This is a genomic window from Luteimonas deserti (assembly GCF_013425765.1).
GTDB classification, from domain to species: domain Bacteria; phylum Pseudomonadota; class Gammaproteobacteria; order Xanthomonadales; family Xanthomonadaceae; genus Luteimonas; species Luteimonas deserti.
Genome location: NZ_JACCJZ010000017.1, coordinates 39624 through 60309 on the forward strand (window position 1 = coordinate 39624; position 20686 = coordinate 60309).

Sequence of the window (20686 nt, forward strand, 5' to 3'; positions counted from 1 at the left end):
GACCCGGCGGCCTCAGCCCGCGCCCGCAGGCGCCAGCGCGATCAGCAGGCCACGCGCGGTCTTGATCCGGCTTTCTGCCTCGGGCAGCTCGAGAGTGACGCGCAGCTTGTCCGGACCGTCCATCCGGTAGTGGGCCGGCTGGCCCTGGATCAGGCGGATCACCGCCATCGGGTCGACATGCGGCTTTTCCGTGAACTGGACGCGCCCGCCGGCCTCGCCGAGATCGATCTTGCGCACGCCGAGCGCCGTCGCCTGCAGCTTCAGGTCGGCGACCGCGAACAGATGCCTGGCCGGGTCAGGAAGCAGGCCGAAGCGGTCGATCATCTCCACCTGCAGCTCGCGCAGCGCGTCGGCATCGCGTGCGCTGCTGATGCGCTTGTAGAGCATCAGGCGTGCGTGCACGTCGGGCAGGTAGTCGTCGGGAATCAGCGCCGGGACGTGCAGCTCGATGTCGGCGCCGCGGGCGTCGGCGGCATCGGCGTCGGGCAGTTTGCCCTGCTTGATGCTGCGCACCGCGCGTTCCAGCAGCTCGGTGTAGAGGCTGAAACCGACTTCGGCCATCTGCCCGCTCTGGCCTTCGCCGAGCAGCTCGCCGGCGCCGCGGATCTCCAGATCGTGCGTGGACAGGGTGAAGCCGGCACCCAGCTCGTCCATCGACGCGATCGCCTCCAGGCGCTTGCGTGCGTCGCTGGTGATGCTGCGCTTGTCCGGCGTGACCAGATAGGCGTAGGCGCGATGGTGCGAGCGCCCGACGCGCCCGCGCAGCTGGTGCAGCTGGGCCAGGCCGAACTTGTCGGCGCGGTTGATGATGATGGTGTTGGCGTTGGGGATGTCGATGCCCGATTCGATGATCGTCGAGCACAACAGCACGTTGAAGCGCTGCTTGTGGAAATCCAGCATCACGCGTTCGAGCTCGCGCTCGGGCATCTGGCCATGGGCGATGCCGATGCGCGCATCGGGCACCAGGTCCTGCAGCTCACGCTGCATGCGCCCGATGCTCTCGACGTCGTTGTGCAGGAAGTAGACCTGGCCGCCGCGGGCGAGTTCGCGCTGGAAGGCTTCGCGCAATTGCGCGTCGTCCCAGGGCACGACGAAGGTCTGCACCGCCAGCCGGTGCGCGGGCGGCGTGGCGATGATGGAGAGATCGCGCAGGCCGGCCATGGCCATGTTGAGCGTGCGCGGGATCGGCGTGGCGGTGAGCGTGAGCAGGTGCACGTTCGCGCGCAGCGCCTTGAGCGCCTCCTTCTGGCGCACGCCGAAGCGCTGCTCCTCGTCAACGATCACCAGGCCCAGGTCCTTGAACTTGACGTCGGGCTGCAGCAGGCGGTGGGTGCCGACGATCACGTCGATCTCCCCGCGCGCGAGCTTCTCGAGCTCGGCCTTGATCTCCTTGGTGCTCTTGAACCGCGACAGCACCTCCACCCGCAACGGCCAGTCGGCGAAGCGGTCGGCCATCGTGCGGTAGTGCTGCTCGGCGAGCAGCGTGGTCGGCACCAGCACCGCCACCTGCTTCCCCGCCGCTGCGGCCACGAACGCGGCGCGTACGGCGACCTCGGTCTTGCCGAAGCCGACGTCGCCGCAGACGACGCGGTCCATGGGCTGGCTGCTGCCGAGGTCGCGGATCACCGCCTCGATCGCAGCGTGCTGGTCGGGCGTCTCCTCGAACGGGAACGCGGCCGCGAACGGCTCGTACATCGCCCGGTCCACCTCCAGTGCGAGCCCGGCCCGGGCCTGGCGCTTGGCCTGGATCTCCAGCAGTTCCGCGGCGACGTCGCGCACCTTGTCCGCCGCTTTCTTCTTGGCCTTGGTCCAGGCTTCGCCGCCGAGCGAATGCAGCGGCGCGGTCTCCGGCGACGCGCCCGAGTAGCGGTTGACCAGATGCAGCTGCGACACCGGCACGTACAGGCGGTCGCCCTTGGCGTATTCGATGTCGAGGTATTCGCCGGGCTGGCCGCCGGCCTCGAGCACGACGAGGCCGCGGTAGCGGCCCACGCCATGGTCCTCGTGCACGATCGGCGCGCCTTCGCTGAGTTCGCCGAGGTCGCGGATGATGGTTTCCGGGTCGCGCCCTACACGCTTGCGCCGACGCGGCTGGGCCGCGCGCTCGGGAAACAGCTGGCGCTCGGTGAGCACCGTGATCTGTGGCGCGTCGAGGGCGAAGCCGTCGTCGAGCGGCGCGACCGCGATCGCGAACGGCGCGTCCCCGGCGAGAAACCCGCCGAAGCCGGGCAGCACCGCCGGGCGCAGCTCCGCGGCCTGCAGGACCTCGAGCAGCGCCTCGCGGCGCCCCGCCGAGTCCGCGGCCACGAGCACCCGGCCGGGGTAATGATCGAGAAAACCGCGCAGGGCCTGGGCCGGCGCGGCGTCGCGTGCGGCCAGCGGCAACTCCGGCGCGGGCTGGTCGCCCAGTGCGGCGGCCTGCCCATGACGCGGGTGCGCAGGCTCGCATACCTCCACGCGCACACCCTGGTTGAGGCGTTCGCGCAACGCGTCCGGTGCCAGCCAGAGCTCGCCCGGCGGCAGCAGCGGACGTTCGATGTCGTGACGCAACTGGTCGTAGCGGTGCGCGATCTGGTCCCAGAACTGCTCGCTGCACGCCCCCACGCCGGTGTCGAGCACCGGCAGCGTCGTGGCGGGGAGATAGTCGAACAGCGTCGCGGTGGAAACGGCCGCGGCGTCGCGCTCGGCCAGCGCCCGCCGCGGCGCCTCGAAGAACAGCGGCAGGTAGTACTCGATGCCGGCGGGCGCGGCGCCGGCCTTCAGGTCCTGGTAGAGCCCGCTGCGCCGGGTGTCGATGTCGAACCGGTCGCGCAGGGCATCCATCGCCCGCGCGGTCGCGGCCTCGTCCATCGGCACCTCGCGGCCCGGCAGCAGGCGCAGCGCATCGATGCGGTCGAGCGATCGTTGCGATTCCGGATCGAAGGCACGGATGGACTCGATCGCATCGTCGAACAGCTCAATGCGGTAGGGCTGGCCGGTGCCCATCGGGTACACATCGAGCAGGCCGCCGCGCACGGCGAAATCGCCGGGATCGTGGACCTGCGGGACATGGGCATAGCCCGCGCGTTCGAGCCGGCGCTTCTCGGATTCGAGGTTCAGCGTCTGGCCGACGGCCAGATCGAAACTGCTCGCGGCGATGTAGCGCACGGGTGCCAGCCGTTGCATCAGGGTCTGCACCGGCACCACCACGATGCCCCGCTCGAGCGAGGGCAGGCGGTGCAGCGCGGCGAGGCGCTGCGAGACGATGTCCGGGTGCGGACTGAACCGGTCGAAGGGGAGGGTTTCCCAATCCGGGAAGCCCAGCACCGGCAGCGCCGGATCGTCGCCGCCCAGCGTGCGCATGTCGTGTTCCAGTTGATGCGCACCGTGATTGTCGCGGGCGACCAGCAGCAGCGGGCCACGGTGCGTGCGTGCAGCCTGCAGCACCGCCCAGGCCAGCGCACTGCGGCTGACGGGCGCGCGCCACCAGGCGCGGGCCTGGCCGGAGGCGGGCAGGGGTGGGGCGGCGGACGGCGACGACTTGGGCATTCTGGAATTCGGGCAGCAGAAGGACGCACGGCGGCGGCTGGGCCGCTCGTCGCGAGCGCGGAAGTCTAAACGAACGCGTCTCGCCGCCCGCGACAGTGCAGGCGCCGTGGAGCGTGGACTATCAGCCCAGCGGAAGTGCCGGCGCGGTGTCGTGCGCGCTGGCCCGGCGCAGATCGAGCGATACCCGCACCATGCCCGGCGCGTCCACCGCTTCGCGCTGGAAGCCCAGCGATTTGGCCAGCGCCAGCATCGGCTCGTTCTCTTCCAGCACGTCGCCGAACAGGCGTTCGAGCCGCTTGCCCTTGGCCCAGCGCACCAGGCGACGCATCAGGTGCCGGCCCAGGCCCATGCCGGCGACATAGTGACTGACCAGGATGTGGAACTCGGCCTGGCGGGTGCCGGGGAGCACGGCCGCCCGCGCAACCGCGCCCACCAGCGCATCGCCGGGGGTCATGGGTTCTGCGGCCACCAGCACGAATTCCGACTTCGGATTCGGCTGGGTCAGCCGGCTCGCGGTCTCCGGGGACAGTTCCGCACGCGCGAACAGGAAACGCTGGCGGACCTCGTCGGGCTCCAGCAGCGCGAACGCCGCGCGCAGCGGCTCGGCGTCGGCCGGGCGGATGGGACGGATCAGCACCTGGCGGCCGTTGGCGAGGCGGATTTCCTCATGCCAGGGAGGGAGGCGGTTGCGTGCGGTCATCGACTGGGGAACCGGAGACGGTGGCCGGACCTTACCCGTTGCCGCGATTCAGGGACCGTGAAGGGCGCTGTTCATGTGCTGCCGGCGGACGCATTCACTTCAATGCGCGCGGGCTCAGGCGGGCTCGCGGAGCCAGTGCAGACGCGTGTCGGCGCCGACGTCCTCGCCCAGCAGGGCGCGCAGCTCGTCCAGCGCCGGCGCCAGTGCGGTGGCGAGCTGCCAGGGCGGGTCCAGCAGCAGCAGGCCACTGCCGTTCATCCGCAGCGGCGAATCGTCCTTGCGGACCAGAAGCTCGACCAGCAGGGTCGAGCGTGTCTGCAGCTTGGACGCGGCGCGCAGGAACGGCGACAGGGTGCGCCGCTGCTTGATCGGGTACCACAGGGCCTGGATGCCCTGGGGCCAGCGGGCCAGGGTCTCGCGCATCGCCCGCCACGCGATGTCGAACTCGGCGGCCTGCGCTTCGTACGGCGGGTCGATCAGCACGAGGCCGCGATTGAACCGCTGCGCGCCGTGCCTCGGCGGCAGCAGCGACTTCATCGCCGCATAGCCGTCGCCGGCATGGACCGATACCCGCGGATCGCCGCCCAGTGCCCGGCGCAGCGCGCCTGCGGCGGCGGGTTCGATCTCGCAGCAGGCGATCCGGTCCTGCGCGCGCAACGCGTGGGCCAGCAGCCAGGGAGAGCCCGGATACGCATCGGCGCCGTGCGCGGCCCTGCAGGCGGCCACCGCATCGAGATACCGCCTGAGCAGCGGCTGCTTCGGAGAGGACGCCAGCAGCAGGTTGATGCCGTCGTCGGCCTCGGCCGTGCGCCGCGCGCGAGCCTCGAGCAGGCGGTAGACGCCGCCCCCGGCATGGGTATCGAGCGCGAAACACGGCGTTGGTTTGGCGGTCAACGCATCGCAGATCGCGAGCAGCACGACGTGCTTGAGGACATCGGCGTGGTTGCCGGCGTGGAAGGCGTGCTGGTAATTCATCCGCATAGCGTAGTCGCCATCGGGCCGGGGCGTGCCGACGCGGTGGCGAGGCCGCTCGGGCGATGGTCCGACAGCGGGATGCGGGGTTCGCCGTCCGATGCGCGAATACTCGGGTGGGACACGATGACGGCCCGTCCGGGGCCGCGCGCGGATCCGCACGCCGGTGAGCACTGCGACGAGGACTCCGCGGCAGGCATCCCGCGCCGGGCGACGATCGGCACACTCGGCTTCACCCGGAATGCGGAGGCGGAGATGGTGCCCGACGTCCCGAAGGATGCGCCCGAAGCAGCCGTCACGCGGCGGCGGACCGATCGCTGCGCCGCGCTCACCAGGCGCCGGTTCTCCGGGAGCCTGTTCGTCCGTAGCCGTTCGCAGGGCACCAGCGACGTGATGCCGTGCCGGGTCGGCGACGAGGCGTCTTCGAGCATCGGCCGATGCGGGCCCCTTCGACGACCGCGACGGGCGCGCGATCGGGTTCCACCAGACCCATCCTCGTCGATGCCACGGAGGTGGTGTCCCGCTGGAACGGTCCGGGGGGCAGTGCGTGCAGGCTCTGAGCAGCGGCCCGTCGAAGGCTCGCCGATCCCGCCGGCGACGCTCCGCCGGCCTCTCCGCGCCGCCAGGAGCGGGCACTGGGTCCTGCCCGGGAGTAGCATGCGCGGACCCCAGCTGCCGCCGACGCATGGCCGACATCCTGCTCGTCGAGGACGAGATCGCGATCGCAGATACCGTGGTCTACGCCCTGGAGGCCGACGGCCACGCGGTACGCCACTGCCTGGACGGCGACTCGGCGCTGCGCGCGGCCGCCGCAGGGGCGTTCGATGTGGCGATTCTCGATGTCGGCCTGCCGGATATCAGTGGCTTCGCGCTGTGCGCCGAGCTGCGCCGGGCGCGTCCGCTCCCGGTGATCTTCCTGACCGCCCAGGCCGGCGAGGCGGAGCGGGTACTGGGTTTCGACCTCGGCGCCGACGACTACATCGCCAAGCCCTTCTCGCTGCGCGAGCTGGTGGCGCGGGTGCGCGTGGCGCTGCGGCGCGCGGCGGGACCCGTGGCCGGCGACACGGTGAGTTCGGGTGCGTTCGAGCACGACCGCGTGGGGCTGCGTATCCGTTACTTCGGCCAGCCGCTCGAGCTGACGCGCTACGAATACGGTCTGCTGGCCGCCCTGCTGGCGCGCCCGGGGGCGGTGCTGTCGCGCGCGCAACTGATGGACCGGGTGTGGGCGGGGGCGGCCGAGAGCGGTGACCGCACCGTCGACACGCACGTCAAGACGCTGCGCGCGAAGCTGAGGATCATCCACCCCGCGGCGGACCCGCTGCGAACGCATCGTGGGCTCGGCTATTCGGTGGACGTGGGTTGAGGGTCTCCGGGCACAGCCCGCGCAGCGTGCGGGGCCGGGGCGACACGGCGTCTGCCGGGCGGGGACGGCGCGCCTGTCTGCGTGTACCCGGACCGCGCCCGGCCTGCAGCCGCACGGGTCGCGACGTCCCGTACGGGCCGGGCGCCGCATGAGGATCGGGCTGCGCATCCTGCTCGGGACCTTCGCGATCGTCGCGCTGGCGGCGCTGCTGCTGCTGCGGGTGTTCACCCAGGAGGTGAAGCCGGGCGTGCGCCAGGCGATGGAAGACACCCTGGCCGACACCGCCGGGGTGCTGGCGGAGCTGGCCACCGACGATTTCCTGGCCGGACGCATCGACGACGGGGCGTTCGCCGCGCGCCTGCGCGCGCTGCCCGACCGCCCGGTGGACGCGGACATCTGGGGTTTCCGCAAGTCCGGGATCGCCTACCGCGTCTACATCACCGACGCGGCCGGCATCGTGGTCTTCGATTCCGGCGGCGAGGATCTCGGTCGTGACTACTCGCGCTGGAACGATGTGCACCTGACCCTGCGCGGCCGCTACGGCGCGCGGTCCACGCGCTCCGATCCGGACGACGACGCCACGTCGGTGATGCACGTCGCCGCGCCGATCCGCGACGGCAACCGCATCGTCGGCGTGCTGACAGTGGCCAAGCCCAATCGCACCATCGCGCCGTTCATCGCGCGCAGCGAGGCCACCATCCTGCGTTGGGGCGCGGTGCTGGTGGGCGTCGCGCTGGCGATCGGCCTGTTGTCGACCTGGTGGCTGTCGCGTCAGCTGCATGCGCTGCGCCGCTATGCCGATGCCGTCACGGCAGGCGAACGCGCGCGCATGCCGCGCACGGCCGGCGAATTCGCCGACCTCGGCCGCGCCCTGGAGACCATGCGCGAGCGGCTGGAGGGCCGGCAGTACGTGGAGCGGTACGTCCACAGCCTGACCCACGAGCTCAAGGCGCCGCTGTCGGCGATCCGGGGCGCGGCGGAGCTGCTGGAAACCCCCTTGCCGGATGCCGAGCGCCGACGCTTCGCCGCCAGCGTGCGCGCGCAGGGCGAACGCATGACCCAGGCGATCGACAAGCTGCTCGCCCTGGCCGCGGTGGAGCACCGCCGGCGGATCGACCAGCCCGAACGGGTCGCGCTGCCGGGCCTGGTCGACGCCGCGCTCGAAAGCGTGCGCGACGATCCACGCGGCGTACCGGTGCGGCTCGAGATCGATCCCGCGTGTCGCTCGGCCCACGTCGATGGCGACCCCTTCCTGCTGCGACAGATGCTCGCCAATCTCGTCGACAACGCCTGCGATTTCTCGGCGGCGGGCGAGGCGATCGAGGTCGCGGTGGCCCCGGGCCCCGGCAGCGTCCGGATCACCGTCGCCGACCGCGGCCCGGGGGTGCCGGACTACGCCCTGTCGCGGGTGTTCGAGCGCTTCTATTCGCTGCCCCGGCCCCGAGGCGGGAGCCGGAGCAGTGGCATCGGCCTGGCCTTCGTCGCGGAAGTGGCGGCGCTTCACGGCGGCCGCGCCGCCCTCGACAACCGGGCCGGGGGCGGCGCGATCGCGACGATCGAGTTGCCGCTGGCGTCGCCTCCCGCTTCATAGCCGCTTCACACAGCCCCCATCGGCTGCACACCTGGCCGGCCCAGGCTGCGCGCACCGTTCCGACTGGAGTGTGCGATGCGATTGGCCCTGAAGATCCTGATGGTGGCCGGGTTGAGCCTGGTGATCCTGCTGCCGCTGCTGCTGATCCGCAGCGTCATCCACGACCGCCAGCGGTTTCGCGCCGAGGCGGTCGAGCGCATCGCGCTCAGCGAAGCCGGGCGGCAGGCGGTCGCCGCGCCGGTGCTCGTGGTGCCCTACATCGAAACGGTGGCGGTGGAAGAGACCGACGCACGAGGACGCGTGACCGGCGTGGCGAACCGCGAACGCAGGGGCCGCTGGCTGTTCTTCCCGGAGACCGCGCAGCTGTCGGGCACGATCGCGCCCTACACCCGACGTCTGGGCCTGCACGAGGTGCGCATGTACGGCCTGACCGGGCAGATGACGGCCGAATTCGACGTGCGCATCCCGGACGAGGCCGCCGACGCGGTGGCGCCGCGGCGTATCGGCCGGCCCTATCTGAGCTACGGCATCGCCGACGTGCGTGGACTGCGTGGCACGCCGCGGCTGCGCATCGACGATGCGCCGGTGACCGTGGAGCAGGGTGCCGGCGACGAGATGGGCGCCGGCTTGCACGCCCTGCTCGCGCCGGTGATCTCCGGACGCACGCTGCGCCTGCGCAGCGCGTTCGAGTTCGAGCTGGCCGGCAGCACATCCCTCGCGGTGGTCCCGCTGGCCGGCGATACCCGGGTCACGCTCGACTCGCCCTGGCCGCATCCGCAGTTCAACGGCCGTTTCCTGCCGCAGGCCAGCGAGATCGGCGCGGATGGATTCCGCGCGCAGTGGGCGGTGTCGTCGCTGGCCAGCGATGCACAACGGCAATACCGCCAGGGCGCGCGCATCGATCGTGATTCGGCCCAGCGGCTGCTGCTCGAGCACGGCGCCGCCGACATCGACGTGCTCGGCGTTGCGCTGGTGGACCCGGTGGACGCCTACGTCCGTGCCGATCGCGCGAGCAAGTACGGCATCCTCTTCGTGCTTCTGACGTTCGCCGCGTTCTTCATGTTCGAGCTGATGCGGCAGTTGCGCATCCATCCGATCCAGTACGCACTGGTCGGCATGGCGCTCGCGATCTTCTTCCTGCTGCTGGTCAGCCTGTCGGAACGCATCGCATTCGGCCTCGCCTATCTCCTCGCCAGCGTGGCCTGCATCGGCCTGATCGGCGTATACCTGGCCGCAGTGCTTCGCAGCCGACGCTGGGGCGCCGGGTTCGCCGCCATGCTCGCGCTGCTGTATGCCGCGCTCTACGGTCTGCTGGTGTCCGAGGACAACGCGCTGGTGCTGGGCGCGGGCCTGCTCTTCGTGATCCTGTCGGCCGTGATGCTGCTCACGCGGCGCGTGGACTGGTACGCCCTGGGCGCGCCGGCCCGCGTCGCCACGCCGCCGCTTTCCTGACCCCTCCCGCAGGCACACGGGCCGCGGCGTTCGTCCGCAGCCCGTGCGTTGCTCGACAGGCGATGCCAGACTTCCCGCCATGCGTGATTCCGACCTGCGGGTGCATGTCGTCTCCGGCGATGCACTCGCGCCCCACCTCGACGATGTCGCCCGCTTGCGCATGCAGGTGTTCCGGGAGTGGCCGTACCTGTACGACGGCGACATCGCCTACGAACGTGGCTATCTCGCCGGATATGCGCGATCGCCGTGCAGTGTGTGCATTCTCGTCCTCGACGGCGCCCAGGTGGTGGGGGCGTCGACCGGACTGCCGCTCGCCGACGAGGACGCCGCCTTCCAGGCCCCGTTCGCCGCCCGCGGCATGGACATCTCGCGGGTGTTCTATTTCGCCGAGTCGGTGGTGCTGCCCGCCTGGCGTGGACGTGGCCTCGGCCACGCATTCTTCGACCGGCGCGAAGCCCATGCACGCGCGCTCGGCGGCTACGCACTCACGGCATTCGCCGCGGTCGATCGCGCGCAGGACGACCCTCGGCGTCCGGGCGACGCACGCGACAATGCGCGATTCTGGCGGGGTCGCGGTTACGTGCGACAGGCCGACCTGACGATGCGACTGCCCTGGAACGAGATCGGTCGCGGCGACGTGGCGCATGCGCTGACCTTCTGGACCCGTCGTCTCGAAGCGGACACCGCGACGTGAAACGACGCGGCGCCCGCTGTGCCCGTGCCGGCTTCAGACCGGCATGGCGAGCCACAGCGACATCGCGCCCAGCGCACCGCCGATGGCGGTGGCGGCCAGCACATCGCTCGGGTAGTGCAGGCCCAGCACGACGCGCGACGCCGCCACCAGCACCGTGAACGGCACCAGCAGGCCGGCGAGTACCGGGTAGTAGGCCAGCGCCACGATCGTGAACGCGACGGCATGGAGCGTGTGCCCCGACGGAAAGCTGAACTCGTCGAGCGGGGCGACCCAGGCCTGGATGCGCAGGTCGGCGGCGAACGGCCGCGGCCGCCGGGTCCAGCGCTTGAGGCGGCGGTACATCAACAGCGCGATGCCACCCGTGGCGGCCATGTGCGCGGCCGCGACCAGGCCGTCCAGTCCGTCGAGCAACACCAGTGCGGTCATCAGGGCATACCAGAACACGCCGTCGCCGAGTCGGCTGACGATGGCGAACCCCCGGCGCAGCCACGCGCGCGTGCAGGCCCGGTTCGCGCGCAGGCACCAGCCCGCGTCGTGGGCCTGCAGGCGGTTACGCGGCGGGGCGAGCATGGCCCGGCTCCTCTGCGAAGCAGTCGGCGGCGCCGGTCCGTTTCCTGGCTCCGGCACCGGCGAGCAGCGCGTCGAGTTCGGCGGCCACCTGCACCGGTGCGAGGCGGAGCATCGCCTCGCGGCCGGCCAGGGCCATCCGCCTGCGCGCGCGCGGATCGTCCGCGAGGCGCAGGGCGGCCGCGATGAAGGCCTCGTCGTCCCCGTCGACGCAGGCGCCGTGACGGCCATCGCACAGATGCTCGACCGCGGCGCCGAGCGCGAATGCCACCTGCGGCACACCACTGGCCATCGCCTCGAGGACGACGTTGCCGAAGGTCTCGCTGCGGCTCGGGAACAGGAACAGGTCCGCGCTGGCGAGGTGCCGCCCGAGATCGCGACCGCGCCGGGTGCCGACGAACAGAATGTCGGGATGCGCGCGCTGCAGCGGTTCGCGCAAGGGGCCGTCGCCGACGAAGACCATCCGCGCGTCGGGATGGCGCTGCTGCAGCGCGCGGAACGCGCGGATTGCGAGCCCGAGGTTCTTCTCCGCGGCCACGCGGCCCAGGTGGATCACCACGAGGCCGTCCCCCTCGATCCCCCATTCGGCGCGCAGCGCCGGGTCGCGGTGCGCGGGATCGAAGCGCGCGCAGTCGACCGCGCGCGAGAGCGTGATCGCGTGCGCGACGCCCTGCGCGTGCAGCCAGCGCTCGAGGGCCTGGGTCGCGACGATGGTCGCATCGGCACCGCCGTGGAAGCGACGCATCCAGGCCAGCGCCGCCGGCTGCAGCAGGCGCAGGCCGTAATCCTCCATGTACAGGTCGAAGCGGGTATGCAGCGCAGTGACGGTCGGAATGCCCGCCGCCCGGGCCGCGCGCAGCGCGGATGCACCGAGCAGGCCTTCGGTGGCCACGTAGACCGCATCCGGGCGCAGCGCAGCCCAGCGTGCGCGCAGGCGGCGCGCGGATGGCAGGCCGAAACGCAAGGCGCGATACAGCGGCAACTGCATGCCGGAGACGCGAAGTGTGCCGTCGGCGTCCTCCCCGCTGCGCTCGCCGGGGCGGGCCGGGCGCACGATGTCGACCTCGTGGCCGCGAGCGCGCAGGGCCTCGGCGTAGGACTGCAAGGTCAGGGCGACGCCGTTGACCTCGGGCGGGTAGGTATCGGTGACGATCGCGTAGCGCATCGTGACGGTCCGCTGCCTTGGGCTGCGGTCATGGTGGGCGCGCGAGATGCCGCCGCGGTGACAGCCGGCTGACGGTTCGATGACGGGTCGCCGTGCCTGGACCGCGCGGGCGCACGGCCCGTTCCGCCTCAGTCGGCGCCGACGACCAGGGTCACGCCGAGCGCGGCGATCTCATCGAGTTCGCCTTCCAGATCGATGCGCAGCAACGGGCGCGCATCGAGCCAGCGCTGCGAGAACGTGAGACGCAGCGCGTCCCCGTCCACTCGCGCATGCAGCAGCGGGATCACGTCGGCCTCGTGGCTGCGGTGCAGCAGCACGGCGATGCGCAGCAGCGCGGACGTGCGGCGCGCCTGCAGGAGCAGGCGGTCGGGCACCGCGTCGAAGGCCGTCTTCGGCACCTTTCGCCGATGGCAGCGCACCACCGAGGCGAGGAACTGCTGCTCCTGGCGCGAGAAGCCGGCGATGTCGGAATGCTCGAGCACGTAGGCGCCGTGCACGTGGTACTGGCTGTGCGCGATCACCAGGCCCAGCTCGTGGACGCGGGCGGCCCAGGCCAGCATGCGCAGGTCGTCGGCGTCGAGTCGCCAGTCGCGGGCGACCTGGTCGAACAGGCGCAGGGCCGTCGCTTCCACCCGGCCGGCCTGCGTCCGGTCGATGCCGTAGCGCAGCATCAGCGCCTCGATCGAGGCCTCGCGCGGATCGGCCTCACCGGCGCGGCCCAGCATGTCGTGGAGCACGCCCTCGCGCATCGCGGCCTTGCTGACCTGCATGCGTTCGATCCCGAACACGCTGAAGGCCGCTTCCAGCACGAGCACGCCGCCGGCGATGATCGGTCGGCGGTCGTCCGACAGGCCCGGCAGGGCGATCGCGTCGACATGGCCCGCCTCGAGCAGGCGGTCACGGACCTGCGGCAGGGCCTCGGCGGTCACCGCGCCTTTGGTGAGCTTCATCGCCGCGCAGATCTCGCCGATCGCCTTGTTGGTCCCCGACGCGCCCACCACTTCCTGCCAGCCGAGCGCGCGATAGGTGCTGGCGAACTGCTGGAACTCGGTCGCGACTTCGGCCAGCGCATCGCGCCAGCGCTTCTTCGACAGTTTGCCGCCGGGGAAAAAGCGGCGCGTGCTGGCGACGCAGCCGACCTGCAGGCTTTCGCGCTCCAGCGCATCGAAGCCGCTGCCGATGATGCATTCGGTCGAGCCGCCGCCGATGTCGATGACCAGCCGGCGCTGCCCCGGCTTCGGCGGCTGCGCGTGGGCGACGCCGAGGTAGATCAGACGCGCTTCTTCGCGGCCGGCGATCACTTCGATCGCGTGTCCGAGCGCGGTTTCGGCCGGCACCAGGAAGGCCTGCGGCGCGGACAGCCGACGCACGGTGTGGGTGGCCAGCGCGCGCACGTTCTGGGGCGGGATGTCGCGGATGCGCTGGCCGAACCGCGACAGGCAAGACAACGCGCGCTGGCGCACTTCGGCGCTCAGCCCGCCGCGCGAATCGAGCCCCTCGGCCAGACGCACGGTTTCGCGCAGGCGGTCGACCACCCGCAGCTGGCCCAGCGTGTACCGGGCCACGACCATGTGGAAGCTGTTGGAGCCCAGGTCGATCGCGGCGAGCATGTCGCCGTCCTCGATCGGCGGGGTCAGGGCTTCGACGAGTGCGAGCGTGTCCTGGCCGGTCATGCGGTTCCTGCGGGGCTCGGCGCGGGTGGCGCGCCGCGAGGACGCGCATGGTAATGCATGCCGCCGTCGTCGCCTGTCGTTGCCCTGATGCTCAGCCGCACAGGTGCGCCAGCAGCCAGCCCTGCGCCGAATGCGGCGCCGCGCTGTCGTCGGGCTCGAGGCGATGGTAGCTGCCGTCCTCGCGCAGTTCCCAGGCGTTGACGTTGTCGGCCAGATAGTTGTCCAGCGACTCCTCACGCACGCGCGCGGCGATATCGCGGTCGAGCAGGGGGAAGCAGGTTTCCACGCGGCGCAGCAGGTTGCGTTCCAGCCAGTCGGCGCTCGCGCAGAACAGTTCCGGCGTGGTGTCGTTCTGGAACCAGTAGACGCGGTGATGCTCGAGGAACCGGCCGACGATCGAGCGCACGCGAATGTTCTCCGATACGCCGGGCACGCCGGGGCGCAAGGCACAGGCGCCGCGCACGATCAGATCGATCTGCACCCCGGCCTGCGATGCGGCGTACAACGCGCGCATCACCTGCGGTTCGTTGAGGGCGTTCATCTTGGCCACGATGCGCGCCGGCCGTCCGGCCGCGGCGTTGGCCGCCTCGCGCTCGATCCGTGCGATCACCCCGGCGTGCAGGGTGAAGGGCGACTGCAGCAGGCACTTGAGCCCGATCGCCGGCGCCAGCCCCGACATCTGCTGGAACAGCAGGTGCACATCGTTGCCGATGTCGGCGTTCGCCGTGACCAGACCGAAGTCGGTATAGCCGCGTGCGGTCCCGGCGTGATAGTTCCCGGTGCCCAGATGGACGTAGCGGCGCAGCTTGCGACCCTCGCGGCGCACGATCAGCAGCATCTTGGCGTGGGTCTTGTAGCCCACCACGCCGTACACCACCTGCACGCCGGCCTCCTGCAGGCGATCGGCGAGGCCGAGGTTGGCCTCCTCGTCGAAGCGCGCACGCAGTTCGACCACCACGGTGACGTCCTTGCCGTTGCGCGCAGCCTGCACCAGATGTTCGACGATCGCCGAGTCCTTGCCGGTGCGGTAGAGCGTCTGTTTGATCGCCAGCACGTTGGGGTCTTCGGCGGCCTGCTTGATCAGCTCGAGCACCGGCGCGAAGGAGTCGAAAGGGTGGTGCAGCAGCACGTCGCCGCCGGCGACCAGCTCGAACATCGCGTCGCTGCCGGCCAGCTGTCGCTGCTGGAAGGTCGGGAACTTCAGGTCCGGGCGCTGCACCAGATCGAAGATCTGGCTGATCCGGTTGAGGTTCACCGGGCCGTCGATGCGGTAGACGGCGTTCTCCGGCAGGTCGAAGTTCTGCAGCAGCGTGCGCACGATCGGCATCGGGCAGGTCGCGGCGATCTCCAGACGCATCGCGCGCAGGTAGCCGCGGCCGATCAGTTCGTCGCGCAGGGCGAGCGCCAGGTTCTCGACCTCTTCCTCGTCGACGATGAGCTCGGAGTTGCGCGTCACCCGGAATTGGTATGCACCCTTGACCTCCATGCCGGGAAACAGCTCGTGGACGAATTCCGAGAGCATCGCCGACAGGAAGACGAAGTCGTACTCGCCGCCGGAGATGTTCTCCGGCAGCTGGATGATCCGCGGCAGCGAGCGCGGCGCACGCACGATGGCCAGGTGTCCGAGACGACCGAAGGCGTCCTTGCCCTTCAGCACCACGACGATGTTGAGCGACTTGTTGAGGATCTTCGGGAACGGATGTGCCGGGTCCAGCCCCAGCGGGGAGAGCACGGGCATGACCTCTTCGCGGAAGTACGCGCGCAGCCAGCGCGTCTGCCGCGCGGTCCACGTGTCGCGCCCGAGGATACGCACGCCCGCGGCGCCCAGCGAAGGCCGCATCACCTGGTTCCAGCAGGCGTACTGGGCCTCGACCAGTTCGGCCGCGCGGTCGTGGATGCGCTTGAGCACCGTGGTCGGCGTCATGCCGTCGGGCGGCAGCGGCGTGCCGAAGTCCTGCGCATGCCGCACCGTGGCCGCGCGGATCTCGAAGAACTCGTCGAGGTTGGTGCACGAGATGCACAGGTACTTCAGCCGCTCCAGCAGCGGCACCGATTCGTCCAGGGCCTGGGCCAGCACCCGGAAGTTGAAATCCAGCTGGGAGAGTTCGCGGTTGAGATACAGCGCCGGATCGAGCAGCGGATCGGACACGCCGTCCTGCAGCGCGGTGGCGTGTGTCTCCAGCGTCGGAGGCTTCTTCGTTCCGACGGCTGCGCGGCGGGGCTTCTTGGGGGTGACGCTCATCCGGTGGCTCCGCAATACGCGGCCTCGCGCGATCGCACGCGCTCGGCACTGAAATGGCAGGCGAAGCGGCTGCCTCGGCCCACCTCGCTCTCGATCTCCAGCCGCGCCTGGTGCAGATGCAGCACGTGCTTGACGATCGCCAGGCCGAGGCCGGTGCCACCCGACTCGCGCGAGCGGCTGGTGGAGACACGGTAGAAGCGTTCGGTGATCCGCGGAAGATGCGCGGCCGGAATCCCGTAGCCGGTGTCTTCCACCGCCAGCATGACACCGCCTTCGGGCGTCGCGGCGTAGCGGATCGTGATGCGTCCACCGGCCGGGGTGTAGCGCACCGCATTGCTGACGAGGTTGGAGAACGCGCTGTGCAGTTCGCGGGTCGAGCCGACGAGGTCGGTCGCCGAGGCGTCGTCCACGTCCAGCGTGTGCCGGCCCTGGCTCAGCATGGTCAGCTCGCGGCGCAGCGACGCCAGCATCGAGGCCATCGAGACGGTCTCCTCGCCGATGCTGTCCTGGGCCTCCAGGCGCGAGAGCGTCAGCAGATCCTCCACCAGCTGGGTCATCCGCTGCGACTGGTGCTGCATCTCCTGCAGCATCGGCGCCCACTCCGGCTGCTCCGCCGGATCGAGCATGTCGAGATAGCCGTGGACCACGGTGAGTGGCGTGCGCAGTTCGTGGGAGACGTTGGCGACGAAATCGCGGCGCATCTGCTCAAGGCGCACCAGCTTGGTCACGTCGCGTGCGACCAGCAGCCAGAGATCCTCCGAATAGGGGATCAGGCGCAGCTCGAGGCGCGTGCCCGAGGACACCGGCGAGGCGACATCGAGCATCGGCTCGGCCCGGCGCCCGTGCGCGAACCACTGCGAGACCGGCAGGGGCTGCAGCGTCGGACCCACCGGCTTGCCGATGTCGCGCGGCATGCGCAGGCCGAGGAGCGACGTGGCCGCGGTATTGAACCACTGGATACGCTGGCTGTTGCGCTCGACGACCACCACCGCATCGGGCAGCGCCGCGGCCACCGCGCGGTAGGCCCGGAGCATGGCGATCAGCCGGCGTTTGCGGGCCCGCATGTCGGTCTGCCCCCGGTGCAGCAGGCGGTCGGTCTCCTGCCACACGCCGTCGCCCTGGGGCGGGGGCACGCGGCTGCGCGAGGTCAGACGACGCAGCAGATCCCACAGCTTCCAGTAATGCCATGCGACCACGCCCAGCGCGGCGATGGCGAGCGCCATCCACACCTGCCCGAGCAGGGCGCCGATCACTGCAGCGCCCGCGAGCACGGCGACGAGCTGCAGCAGGGTGCGGGTCCAGGCGGCGTGGATACGGGGTGGCATAGGCACAAGTCTAGGCAATGTGGGGCGACAGGTTGGGAACGCGGGTGACGGGTGCCGCAGCCGGGGTCACGGGTACAGGTGGTGCAGGGGTGACGGTCGCCGTTCTCCCGCATGCCGCCTCATGGCATCGGCGGCTGCGGTGGAGCCGGAGGGCGCCGTCCACGCTCGGACGGCGCCAGTCGACCCCGCCTTGGATGTCGAGTCGCCGGGTCTGCCGAACGGACACGGCGCCGCATGTACTTCGCCCGGGAGGCCGCGTCGTTCGGAGACATGTCTCCGCGCAGGCAGGGGAAAGCGAGCCGCCCGCTCGCGACAGGCGGACGCTCCGGACGCGGCCACCGCTCGCGTCGCCGTCGGCACGAGGCACACGCGGACAGACGCTCGTCCGCTGCCCCGATCGGGTTCAGCTCGTCCGGTGATCGTCGAACGAGACGGCGCCGGAGAGAAGCGATCCTCCGGCACGCCAGCCACACACGTCTCCCGGTTCGGTTTCTTCCGCCGGGCTGTCCCGGCATGGTCGGAAATCGCCGCATCTCCATCCGCGGCGCGCTCCGGGTGTTCGCTGTGCGTCGTCGCCGATCGAGGATCGAATGCCGGGAGCCGCCTGGCGAGGCTCACACCGACGCCGAGAACCGGTATCCCGATCCCCGTACCGTCTGCACCATGCCGTCGAGCCCGCTCGGCTCGAGGGTCTTGCGCAGCCGGCGGATGTGCACGTCGACCGTGCGTTCCTCGACGTAGACGCTGCCGCCCCAGACGTGGTCGAGCAGCTGCGAGCGGCTGTAGACGCGTTCGGGATGGGTCATGAAGAAGTGCAGCAGTCGGTACTCGGTGGGGCCGATCTGCACCGGCTCCTGGCCGGCGAACACGCGATGGGCCGCGCCGTCGATCCGCAGGTTGCCTACGGTCACGCTGCCGTCCTCGTCGTCGTCGCGCGCGCGCCGCATGACCGCACGGATGCGCGCAAGCAGCTCACGGGCCGAAAAGGGCTTGACCACGTAATCGTCGACCCCGGCCTCGAGGCCCCCGACCCGGTCGTTTTCCTCGCCGCGTGCGGTGAGCATGATGATCGGGATGTCCCGGGTGAGGGCATCCTTGCGCCAACGGCGGGCGAGCTCCAGCCCGCTGGTGCCCGGCAGCATCCAGTCCAGCAGGATCAGATCGGGCACGCGGTCGACGATCGCCGACTGCGCTTCGCGGGCATCGCCCGCATGCATGGGCTCGAACTCGCCCTTGCGAAGCGCGAAGGCCACCATGTCTCGGATCGCCGGCTCGTCGTCGACGATGAGGATGCGCTTCTGCATGGAGCCTTCCGTCTGGCTGGGGGTGCGTGCCATTACACGACAGTTTTATGACGGGCCGGTGACATCGTGACAGGTGCATTCCAGTCTTCCCGCGATGACGCGTCGCCCTCAAGTCCACAGGCAGGCGGTCGCAAGGACGTGGGGGAGGCGGGTACCGGCGAGGGTCCGCAAGCACGCCGGATCCCGCGTGGCTGGCGACCTGCTCGACACCGTCTGGTCGCTCCGGGCCATCACAGGCGCGGATCGGGACTACAGGTGGCGCACCGATCCGTCGCGGCCGCACAGAGTCCCGCCGAAGTCTCGATGCCGGAAGTGCGCACCCGCGGGACTACGCGACCGTACTACCGGTGTGCCGGAGGCCGGCAGTCTGTCGGCCGGAACTTACTGCGCCGGTCCCGATCAGCGCCTGCGCAGATCCTCGTCGCGCACGCCCTGGCGATGCAGCTCGAGCACCGTGGGCGTGATCGAGGCGATGCGGGCGTCGATGCGCGCACGGGCGTAATAGTCGAGATCCTCGCGCTTCTTCAGGGTGTTGAGCTGGATCAGCGCCTGTTCGGCGCGGCCGCCGAGGAACGCGGCTTCGGCCCAGGCTTCGCCGGCCCGCACCGGATCCCCCGCCATTTCGCTGGCCCGGGCGAACGCGCGCTGGAACGCCGGATCGGCGCCGGAGGAATTGAGCAGCGGGCGCAGGATCGCCTGGGCCCGGCGGCCGGCTTCGGCGGTGTCACGCTCGGCGAGCACGCCTGCGTAGGTCAACACCACGGCGGGGTTGCGCGGCATCCGGTCGATCAGGGCCTCGAACCGCCGGTCGGCGGCGGCGCTGCGCCCTGCGCGGGCATCGGCCTCGGCCACACCCAGCGACAGCCACACATCCCCGGGGTTGGCGGCGAGCAGCGAGGACAATTCCGAAGCCGCGGCGTCGATCTCGTTCGCCCGCAGGCGCGCCACCGCGAGGCCGTAGCGCTGGGCGTCGGTCAGCGGGCCGGTCCGGCGCATCGCCTCGTACTCGCGGATCGCCGCGGCTGGCGTATTGGCACTGAGTACCCGCAGGCGCTCCCGGGCCCAGCCGAACTGGGTCGCGTCGGCATTGGCGAGGCTGCCGGGCGGCAGGCGCAACGATACCGGGAACAGCGGATTGTCCAGCGCGCGCAGCGGCGCCTCCGGTGGCCCGTCGACCGGCACCCGCTGTGTCACCGAGCCTTGCGGGGTCGTCGTCACCGCCGTCACGGTGTCCCGCCCCATCCGTTCTGCGCGCGCGCGGGCCTCGCTGATGCGGGTCGTGGTGACGGGGTGGGTCTTGAGGTAGTCGGGCAGGCGCTCACGCTCGCCGCCCTGGTTCGTGCGCGACACCGCCTGCATGCGCTCGAACATCGTGGCCATCGCATCGGGGTCGTACCCGCTGCGGGCCAGCGTGCGGATGCCGAGGCGGTCGGCTTCCGACTCGTTCGAGCGGGTGTAATCGATCTGGCGTTGCAGGGCCAGGCCCTGGGCGCCGGCGAGCACGGCCATCGCGGCATCGTCCGACGAACTGCTGCTGCTCTGCGAGGCGACCGCGATCGCGCCGAGCATCGCCAGGAGCATCGGCACCTGGTCGCGCTGGGCGCGTTCGACGCCGCGCAGTACGTGGGACTGGGTCACGTGCGCGACCTCGTGCGCGAGCACGGCGGCCACCTCGTCCTCGGTCTCGGCCGCCAGTACGAGGCCGGCATTCATGCCGATGTAGCCACCCAAGGTGGCGAAGGCATTGATGCTGCGGTCGCGCATCATGAAGAAGGTGAAGGGCTGCTGCGGCTGGTCGCTCGACGCGGCCAACCGCGTGCCGGTGGTGCGCAACCAGCCGTCGACCAGCGGATCCTCGAGCACGTAGTCGTAGTGCCGCAACTGGGCCAGCAGCATCTGTCCGTATTCGGCCTGGCGGGCCGGGCTGAGCACGGCGCCGGCCGACGACCCGATATCGGGCAGGCGCACCTCCTGTGCCGGCGCGCACCAGGCGGCGAGCGCCAGGGTGAGCGCGGTGAGCGGCGCGGCCAGGCGCAGGCGGGCAGGGCGGAGCTGGGCGTGGGACTGGCGCATCGGGTCTCGCTGAAGGGGAGACGTGAAGGTCGCGTCG

14 protein-coding genes are annotated in these 20686 nt (G+C 71.0%); 4 read left to right on the forward strand and 10 right to left on the reverse strand.

Going from position 1 to position 20686, the window contains the following annotated elements:
• Positions 1–12 precede the first annotated feature (12 nt).
• The 3 genes from mfd to H0E82_RS09465 form a co-directional block, all read right to left on the reverse strand.
• Positions 13–3528: a transcription-repair coupling factor gene (gene mfd / locus H0E82_RS09455; RefSeq protein WP_180545218.1), complete on the reverse strand. Its 3516-nt coding sequence runs from the start codon at positions 3526–3528 to the stop codon at positions 13–15.
• A gap of 121 nt (positions 3529–3649) precedes the next feature.
• A complete protein-coding gene (locus tag H0E82_RS09460; protein ID WP_180545219.1) occupies positions 3650–4228 on the reverse strand; it encodes a GNAT family N-acetyltransferase in 579 nt (192 codons plus the stop codon).
• 114 nt (positions 4229–4342) lie between these two features.
• Entirely contained in the window at positions 4343–5203 is an 861-nt protein-coding gene (locus tag H0E82_RS09465) for a 23S rRNA (adenine(2030)-N(6))-methyltransferase RlmJ (protein WP_180545220.1), read from the reverse strand.
• Positions 5204–5885: 682 nt separating this feature from the next.
• Here H0E82_RS09465 and creB point away from each other — a divergent pair.
• The 4 genes from creB to H0E82_RS09485 all read left to right on the forward strand — a co-directional run bounded on the left by creB (position 5886) and on the right by H0E82_RS09485 (position 10300).
• Positions 5886–6563 (forward strand): two-component system response regulator CreB, encoded by a 678-nt coding sequence (gene creB, locus H0E82_RS09470; protein WP_180545221.1) that lies wholly within the window; start codon positions 5886–5888, stop codon positions 6561–6563.
• Between the two features lie 148 nt (positions 6564–6711).
• The gene (gene creC / locus H0E82_RS09475; RefSeq protein WP_180545222.1) at positions 6712–8154 is read left to right on the forward strand and encodes a two-component system sensor histidine kinase CreC; all 1443 of its coding nucleotides are present in this window, start codon (positions 6712–6714) and stop codon (positions 8152–8154) included.
• A gap of 75 nt (positions 8155–8229) precedes the next feature.
• The gene (gene creD / locus H0E82_RS09480) at positions 8230–9606 is read left to right on the forward strand and encodes a cell envelope integrity protein CreD (RefSeq protein ID WP_180545223.1); all 1377 of its coding nucleotides are present in this window, start codon (positions 8230–8232) and stop codon (positions 9604–9606) included.
• Positions 9607–9685: 79 nt separating this feature from the next.
• A complete protein-coding gene (locus H0E82_RS09485) occupies positions 9686–10300 on the forward strand; it encodes a GNAT family N-acetyltransferase (protein WP_180545224.1) in 615 nt (204 codons plus the stop codon).
• A 33-nt stretch (positions 10301–10333) separates the two neighbouring features.
• On the opposite strand, the gene H0E82_RS09490 is transcribed toward H0E82_RS09485, so the two are convergent.
• The 7 genes from H0E82_RS09490 to H0E82_RS09520 form a co-directional block, all read right to left on the reverse strand.
• On the reverse strand, positions 10334–10870 hold the full coding sequence (locus H0E82_RS09490; protein WP_180545225.1) for a phosphatase PAP2 family protein: 537 nt from the start codon (positions 10868–10870) through the stop codon (positions 10334–10336).
• Positions 10851–12032 (reverse strand): glycosyltransferase family 4 protein, encoded by a 1182-nt coding sequence (locus tag H0E82_RS09495; protein ID WP_180545226.1) that lies wholly within the window; start codon positions 12030–12032, stop codon positions 10851–10853. The genes H0E82_RS09490 and H0E82_RS09495 overlap by 20 nt, the downstream gene beginning before the upstream one ends.
• Before the next feature lie 128 nt (positions 12033–12160).
• Positions 12161–13705: an exopolyphosphatase gene (gene ppx / locus H0E82_RS09500; RefSeq protein ID WP_180545227.1), complete on the reverse strand. Its 1545-nt coding sequence runs from the start codon at positions 13703–13705 to the stop codon at positions 12161–12163.
• Positions 13706–13796: 91 nt separating this feature from the next.
• The gene (gene ppk1 / locus H0E82_RS09505; RefSeq protein WP_180545228.1) at positions 13797–15947 is read right to left on the reverse strand and encodes a polyphosphate kinase 1; all 2151 of its coding nucleotides are present in this window, start codon (positions 15945–15947) and stop codon (positions 13797–13799) included.
• The gene (phoR, locus tag H0E82_RS09510; RefSeq protein ID WP_180545229.1) at positions 15944–17272 is read right to left on the reverse strand and encodes a phosphate regulon sensor histidine kinase PhoR; all 1329 of its coding nucleotides are present in this window, start codon (positions 17270–17272) and stop codon (positions 15944–15946) included. Before phoR ends, ppk1 begins: the two co-directional genes overlap by 4 nt.
• Positions 17273–17886: 614 nt before the next feature.
• Positions 17887–18576 carry a phosphate regulon transcriptional regulator PhoB gene (gene phoB / locus H0E82_RS09515; protein WP_180545230.1) on the reverse strand — a complete coding sequence of 230 codons (690 nt, stop codon included), beginning with the start codon at positions 18574–18576 and terminating at the stop codon, positions 17887–17889.
• 399 nt (positions 18577–18975) lie between these two features.
• Positions 18976–20613: a M48 family metalloprotease gene (locus H0E82_RS09520; protein WP_486624449.1), complete on the reverse strand. Its 1638-nt coding sequence runs from the start codon at positions 20611–20613 to the stop codon at positions 18976–18978.
• Positions 20614–20686: the final 73 nt, after the last annotated feature.